At 64.5% G+C, this 6,664-nt stretch carries 7 protein-coding genes and 1 pseudogene; 1 reads left to right on the top strand and 7 read right to left on the bottom strand.

Going from position 1 to position 6,664, the window contains the following annotated elements:
• Positions 1 to 64 precede the first annotated feature (64 nt).
• Positions 65 to 1,159 (bottom strand): annotated as a pseudogene (ahcY, locus tag AC5JJ6_RS35370) (adenosylhomocysteinase); the annotation flags it as partial.
• A gap of 271 nt (positions 1,160 to 1,430) precedes the next feature.
• On the opposite strand from ahcY, the gene AC5JJ6_RS35365 reads away from it, so the two are divergent.
• The gene (locus tag AC5JJ6_RS35365) at positions 1,431 to 1,673 is read left to right on the top strand and encodes a hypothetical protein (protein WP_496046530.1); all 243 of its coding nucleotides are present in this window, start codon (positions 1,431 to 1,433) and stop codon (positions 1,671 to 1,673) included.
• Between the two features lie 20 nt (positions 1,674 to 1,693).
• On the opposite strand, the gene ptsP is transcribed toward AC5JJ6_RS35365, so the two are convergent.
• The 6 genes from ptsP to AC5JJ6_RS35335 form a co-directional block, all read right to left on the bottom strand.
• Positions 1,694 to 3,493, bottom strand: coding sequence for a phosphoenolpyruvate--protein phosphotransferase (gene ptsP / locus AC5JJ6_RS35360; RefSeq protein ID WP_496046529.1), 1,800 nt, complete (start codon positions 3,491 to 3,493; stop codon positions 1,694 to 1,696).
• A complete protein-coding gene (locus AC5JJ6_RS35355; RefSeq protein ID WP_496046528.1) occupies positions 3,483 to 3,794 on the bottom strand; it encodes an HPr family phosphocarrier protein in 312 nt (103 codons plus the stop codon). The genes ptsP and AC5JJ6_RS35355 overlap by 11 nt, the downstream gene beginning before the upstream one ends.
• A 3-nt stretch (positions 3,795 to 3,797) precedes the next feature.
• Entirely contained in the window at positions 3,798 to 4,199 is a 402-nt protein-coding gene (locus AC5JJ6_RS35350) for a PTS sugar transporter subunit IIA (protein WP_044425351.1), read from the bottom strand.
• Positions 4,200 to 4,238: 39 nt separating this feature from the next.
• Positions 4,239 to 5,246, bottom strand: coding sequence for an RNase adapter RapZ (gene rapZ / locus AC5JJ6_RS35345; protein WP_496046527.1), 1,008 nt, complete (start codon positions 5,244 to 5,246; stop codon positions 4,239 to 4,241).
• Positions 5,246 to 5,755 carry an HPr kinase/phosphorylase gene (locus tag AC5JJ6_RS35340; RefSeq protein WP_496046526.1) on the bottom strand — a complete coding sequence of 170 codons (510 nt, stop codon included), beginning with the start codon at positions 5,753 to 5,755 and terminating at the stop codon, positions 5,246 to 5,248. The genes rapZ and AC5JJ6_RS35340 overlap by 1 nt, the downstream gene beginning before the upstream one ends.
• Before the next feature lie 105 nt (positions 5,756 to 5,860).
• Positions 5,861 to 6,124 carry an usg protein gene (locus tag AC5JJ6_RS35335; RefSeq protein ID WP_496046525.1) on the bottom strand — a complete coding sequence of 88 codons (264 nt, stop codon included), beginning with the start codon at positions 6,122 to 6,124 and terminating at the stop codon, positions 5,861 to 5,863.
• Positions 6,125 to 6,664 lie beyond the last annotated feature (540 nt).

The raw sequence follows: 6,664 nt of genomic DNA, 5'->3' as shown, positions 1-6,664 counted from the left end.
AATAAAACTTCCACACCAAATATCAAAACAACATACAAAACTCTATCACTACAAGAACCTCTTACGATAAGCTGGCGGACATCACGAAGCTGGGGTGGCCGGTGGCGCAGCCGAGGTTCACCAGACGGCCCTTGGCCAGCACGATCAGACGCTTGCCGTCGGGGAACACGACCTCGTCGACCTGCGGCTTGACCTCTTCCCACGCGTAGTTGCGCAGGCTGTCGATCTGGATCTCGCTGTCGAAGTGGCCGATGTTGCAGACGATGGCGCGGTCCTTCATCTGGCGCATGTGATCCTGGGTGATCACATCGACGTTGCCGGTGGCCGTCACGAAGATGTCGCCGACCGAAGCGGCGTCGTCCATCGTGGTGACCTGATAGCCTTCCATCGCAGCCTGGAGGGCGTTGATCGGATCGATCTCGGTCACGAGGACGCGGGCACCCTGGCTGCGCAGCGAAGCGGCGGAACCCTTGCCCACGTCGCCATAGCCGGCGACCACGGCGACCTTGCCGGCCATCATGACGTCGGTGGCGCGCTTGATGCCGTCGACCAGACTCTCGCGGCAGCCGTACAGGTTGTCGAACTTCGACTTGGTGACGCTGTCGTTGACGTTGATCGCTGGGACCTTGAGGGTGCCGGCCTTGACCATCTCATACAGGCGGTGGACGCCGGTCGTGGTCTCTTCCGAAAGACCGCGCACGTCGTTCAGCATCTCCGGATACTTCTCGTGCATGATCTGGGTGACGTCGCCGCCATCGTCCAGGATCATGTTCGGGGTCCAGCCGTCCGGGCCGCGCAGCGACTGCTCGATGCACCACCAGAACTCTTCCTCCGTCTCGCCCTTCCAGGCGAAGACCGGGATGCCGGCGGCGGCGACGGCGGCTGCCGCCTGATCCTGGGTCGAGAAGATGTTGCACGACGACCAGCGGACGGTGGCGCCCAGATGGGTCAGCGTCTCGATCAGGACGGCGGTCTGGATCGTCATGTGCAGGCAGCCGACGATGCGGGCGCCCTTGAGCGGCTGGCTGGCGCCGAACTCTTCGCGAAGGGCCATCAGACCGGGCATCTCGGTCTCGGCAATGGCGATCTCCTTGCGGCCCCAGCCGGCGAGCTCGATGTCCTTGACCTTGTAATCAGTGAAACCACTGGCGACGGCCATCTGGAAAACTCCTGCGAAAATCTGTGTTCGAATGACTGGGCAGGGTTTATCAAGAGTCGGCCAAACAGGCAAGCATAAAGATATCTTTATGTATGCAACAATCAGGTGGAGGTTCGTTGCATGAAGCTGCGGCGGCGCGCCGCATTGGGCTGCCGTCGGCCAAAAGCACCTGACGTTCCGCATGCGGAAAGAATTCGATTTGATTTTACGGTAGATTTGTGTTGCTGCACTGCGGTATCGGAAGAGACGACGATCATCGGGGCGCAACCATATGACCCAGACAAGGCCGACATCGGCCCGCACCAGGAATACCGGTACGGTTCTCCAGCTCCTGCTCGGTCTGGCTTTTGCCGCCGACATGGTTTTCCTGGGCTTGCTGGGCGTCAGGCTTTCCGACCGGGTGGAGCAGACCGGGCTGGCGCTCGCCGGCATGCTGACACTGGTGCTGATCGCCGTGCTGTTTCGCCTGACGCGGCGGATCGGCGGCGAGCCGCAGGCGGTCGAACCGGGCTGAGCCCGGTTCCGGTTCCCGACTCAGGCAAGAGCGTTGAAATCGTCCAGCAGGATCGCGATGCGGCCGCCGTCGCTCTGTTCCATGATGACCCGGGCGCGCCGTGTCGCCTCGACCAGATCGAGGTTGCGGATGCGCCGCTTGACCATCAGCAGCGATGCCGGCGACATCGACAGTTCCCGGATGCCGAAGCCCAGCAGGAGTGCCGCGTACCGGGGATCCCCTGCGATCTCGCCGCAGACGCTGACGGGGATGCGGGCACGCAGCGCCGCCTCCGTCGAGAACTGGATCAGCCGCAGCACGGCGGGGTGCAGCGGATCGTACAGATGGGCGACCTGCTCGTCGCCCCGGTCGATTGCCAGCGTGTACTGCGTCAGGTCGTTGGTGCCGATCGCGAAGAAATCGCAAGCCGTCGCCAGGGCGTCCGCCGACAGGGCAGCACCTGGGATCTCGATCATCACGCCCAGCGGGGGCAGAGGATCGGCGATCCGGACGCCGCGCCGCTTCAGCTTATGGGCGACCCGCGTCAGGATATCGCGGACCTTCCGGACCTCCGATACGGTGCAGATCATCGGCAGCAGGATGCGGAGCGGGCCATGGGCGCCGGCCCTCAGCATCGCGGCCAGCTGCGTTTCCAGCAGCTTCGGCTCGCGCAGCGACAGCCGGATCGCGCGCAATCCCAGCGCCGGGTTGGCGCATTCCGCGAAATGGCCGCCGAGCGAGGTCGCCAGCTTCTCGCCGCCGACATCCAGCGTGCGGGCGGTGACGGTACGGCCCTGCATGCCCTCGACGATGTTCTTCAGGCTTTCGTACTGCTCCTCCTCGTCCGGCAGGTCGTCCCGGTTCATGTACAGGAACTCGGTGCGCAGCAGTCCGACTCCGGCGGCCCCGGCGGCCATGGCCCCTTCGACGTCGCGCGGCAGTTCGATATTGGCGTTGAGGATGATCGACGTGCCGTCGCGGGTCACAGTCGGCAGGTCGCGCAGCCGCTTCAGCGACTCGCGTTCGCGCGCCAGGTCCTGCTGGCGGGACTGGAAACCGGTCAGCGTCGCGGAGGTCGGGTTGATGAAGACCCGGCCCGTGATGCCGTCCACCACGACCCGGTCGCCGGTCTTGACTCCGGGGATCAGCCCGGCGACGCCGAGCACGGCCGGCAGGCCCAGAGAGCGCGCCATGATGGCGGTGTGGCCCTCGGCGCCGCCCAGGGTGGTCGCGAAACCGCCGATGCGGCCCGGTTCCAGCAGCGCCGTATCGGCGGGCGTTAGCTCTTCCGCGATGATGATGCTGCCGTCGGGAACCTGCGAGAAGGCCTGGAACTTGCGCTGCATCAGGACGCGGATCAGCCGGCTGCCGACTTCCCTCACGTCGCCGATCCGGGCGGCGATATAGGTGTCGTTCATCTCGGCGAAGCTGTGGGCCAGCGCCGTGATTTCCGCCTGGACGGCGCCTTCGGCGTTGATCCTGTCCGTGACGATCCGCCGCTCCACCCCGCGCGTCAGCCGGGAGCCGGACAGCATGGCCAGATGGGCATCCAGCAGGAAACCGACGTCTTCCGCCGCCGACTCCGGCAGCAGAGACGCCTTGTCCTTCAGCTTGTGGATCTGGCGGCAGGCCTTGGCGGCGGCATTGACGAACCGGAGCCGCTCGGCTTCGACCTGATCCTCCGCGATCTCGTATTCCGGCACCTGAAAATTGCCGGTTTCGACCACATAGGCCGGCCCGACCGCTATTCCGGCCGAAACGCCCAATCCCCGCAGCATCCGTTCAGGCGCCGGCAACCCTGGGGGCGCCGGCGGCCGCGGTGGATTATGATCAGTCTTCATCGAACTTGCGCCCGACGAGATCCACGAGAGCGGCGATGACCAGGACAGCTTCCTTGCCCTTGGCCCGCAATTTTACGTTGCAGCCTTGGCTGGCCGCGAGCATCATCAGTCCCATGATCGACTGACCGGACACCACCATGTCGTTCCGCTCGACCTCGACCTCCGCGTCGAACTTGGCGACCAGCTTCACGAACTTGGCGGCGGCCCGCGCGTGCAGCCCGCGCTGGTTGCAGATGGTGACGGTGTCGCTGGCTTCGGGCGCAGCGCCGCCGGAAGCGTTGTCGTTGGTGGCGCCAGTCATCGATCAGGACTCGGACAGCAGGGTGGATGCGACGTTGATGTATTTCTGCCCGGCATCGCGCGCCGCCAGCACGGCGTTGGCCAGCTTTTCGGTCTGGCGGACGCTGGCGAGCTTGATCAGCATGGGTAGGTTGACGCCCGCGATCACCTCGACCTTGGCCTTGTCCATGATGCTGATGGCGAGGTTGCTGGGCGTTCCGCCGAACATGTCGGTCAGCAGCACCACGCCGCTGCCGTCATCGACCTCGGCGACGCTGTTGAGGATGTCGAGACGGCGCTGCTCCATGTCGTCGTCCGGTCCGATGCAGACCGAGGCGACCTGCTCCTGCTCGCCCACTACGTGCTCGAGTGCCGCGACGAACTCGGTCGCGAGACGCCCGTGGGTTACCAGAACCATTCCGATCATCGAATTTCCTTCTATCAACCGATCTGAGCGCCGGCTTCTTCAAGTGCCCGCCGGCTCTGGCGGGCGCCATTCCTGTGCGTGACTTCCCGTCCGGGACGACCGGTCCAGATCACGATGCGTCAACCCAACCTTGTACCCCTGTCCTCCGAGCCATCGGGCCAGGGTTTCCGCCACGAACACGGACCGGTGACGGCCTCCCGTGCAGCCGATCGCGATCGTGAGATAGCTTTTGCCTTCCTGGTTGTAGCGCGGCAGCAGCGGCCGCAACAGGGAAGTCAGATGCCGTATGAAGTCCTCGTAGTCGGGGTCCTCCGCTACCCGCGCCGCGACCGGTTCGTCCAGGCCGGTCATCGGCCGCAAACGCGGATCGTAATGCGGATTAGTTAAGAATCGCACATCGAATACAAGGTCCGCCTCGCGCGGGACGCCCTGGCGGAAGGAAAAAGACGTGACGAAGACATGAAGCGTCGGTTCGGCGCTGAGCTTGAAGTGGCCGGCGAGGATGCGGCGGAGGTCGTGGATCGACAGCAGGGAGGTGTCGATGGTGACGTCTGCGCGGTCCTTGAGGGCGGCCAGCAGCGTGCGCTCCCGCAGGATGCCGTCGGCGACCGGCCGGTCCACCGCCAGCGGGTGGCGGCGGCGCGTCTCGGTATAGCGGCGCTGAAGGATCTCGTCGGCGCATTCCAGGAAGACGAGCCGGACCGCCAGGTCGGAGCGGGCGGCCAGCCGGGCGATATGGGCGGAGAGGGCGTCGGAGCTGAAATGGCGCGTCCGCGCGTCGACCGTGATCGCGATGGGCCGGGACGCAAGGTCCCCCTGCTCGACCAGGGCGTCGACCATGTTCATCGGCAGATTGTCGACCGCTTCGTAGCCGAGGTCTTCCAGGCATTTCAGGGCGGTCGAAAGGCCGGCGCCCGACATGCCGGTCACGACGACGACCGGGCGCCTGCGCGGCGGGCCGATGAGGCGATCGGTCGCGCCGTCCGTTGCGGCGTCGTCCCCGGTGGATGCGCCTTCCGGGATATCGCCAGCGCTGTCTGTCGTCATCATGATGGATCCGGAACCGGCACCAGCGAACCCGCCGACAGCATCGATGCCGCCAGCCGCAATTTCGCGGGCGTGGAGTCGTTGAAGGGGGCGAGCGCCACCCGGCGGATGGGCCGGTCCAGCAGCACGCAGTTTTCCACCTCGGGCAGCCGCTCGACCTGTTCTTCCGGCGTCAGGTCGGCGACGAGGCCGACCGGAGCGGTCCGCACCGCGTTCATCCTCAGGATGCCGATGCCGCGGACCTCCAGCAGGCCGGCCAGGGCTTTGGGCGCGCGGGCCATCACCCGGCCGGCTGCGTCCAGGGTCAGTTCGACCTGATCGTCGGAAACGAGTTTCGCTCCGCCGTCGATCAGGCGAAGCGCCAGATCCGATTTGCCGCTTCCTGAAGGACCCTGCAGCAGAACGCCGAGACCGGACAGCGCGACGCAGGTGCCGTGAATTCTCAACATGGTCTGCGGAGGGTGCTGCGCCCGTGCGCCGCTGTCAATGCCGACCCCGCGTGGCGGCATGGTCTTTCGGAGATTCCGGCCATAATCCCCTATGCGCCGTCCCGGGCTATCCGGATTAAGGCGTCAAGGGGCCGGCGGCCGGGCCAGCCCCTTTGGCGCATTCGGCTATTGCAGGCGAAGTTCGGCGCCGACGAATCTGTACGCGGCGGGGGTGATCAGGGGATTGGAGGCGATCTTGACCGAGTGGAGCTTGCCGTCCAGCTCGCGTTCCCAGAACGTCAGGAACTTGCGGAGCACCGGATAGCGGGGCGCTATGTCCATTTCCTGCCAGACGAAGCTCTGCAGCAGGCCCGGATGGTCGGGCATGTGGTACAGGATCTCGGCGACGGTCAGGCGATAGTCACGCAACTGAAGACTCAGACTTGCCATGCAGATCTCCTCCGCGGTTGCAAACTGTGGCGGCTCCCGGCTAACTCTTTAGCGTAAGTTTGATCGCATACAGTTCGCCTTGCAAGCAAAATTACTATTTGTAATCAGGAGGTTAGCAACCAACAGGGGCGATTGCTGCCAATTGGCCAGTCGCAGTGCCACGGAGACGCGCAATATCGGAAAACCGCAAGCTGCTTTGAATCTCATCGCCGCTCAGGGACTTCAATGTAACAAGTCTAGTCAATCCAGCTAAATGAACGACACCTAACGGCGCGTGCCGAAGGCATGGCTCCACAAGTAATCCACGATCCTGATCCCACAGGGGGCGGGCTAACGAGCATATCCAATTGCAGACCGCCGGCAAAAGCGCGATTTCACTGTCAGGTGAGTGAGTCCAGATAGCCGCGTTCAGCGCCGCCTGTTCAGCGTGTGGGACCTCTGTCCAGTTTGCTATAAGTGTATAGATCTCCGCCCATTGCAACCATACAGGCGACGTGCTTTTGCCCGCGAAGGCGCCGCTGTTGATCAGGCTGAACCGCC

The organism is Skermanella sp., from assembly GCF_059503625.1.
Note: the sequence above shows the minus strand (reverse complement) of the source record. Positions and strands in the feature narration are given on the sequence as shown.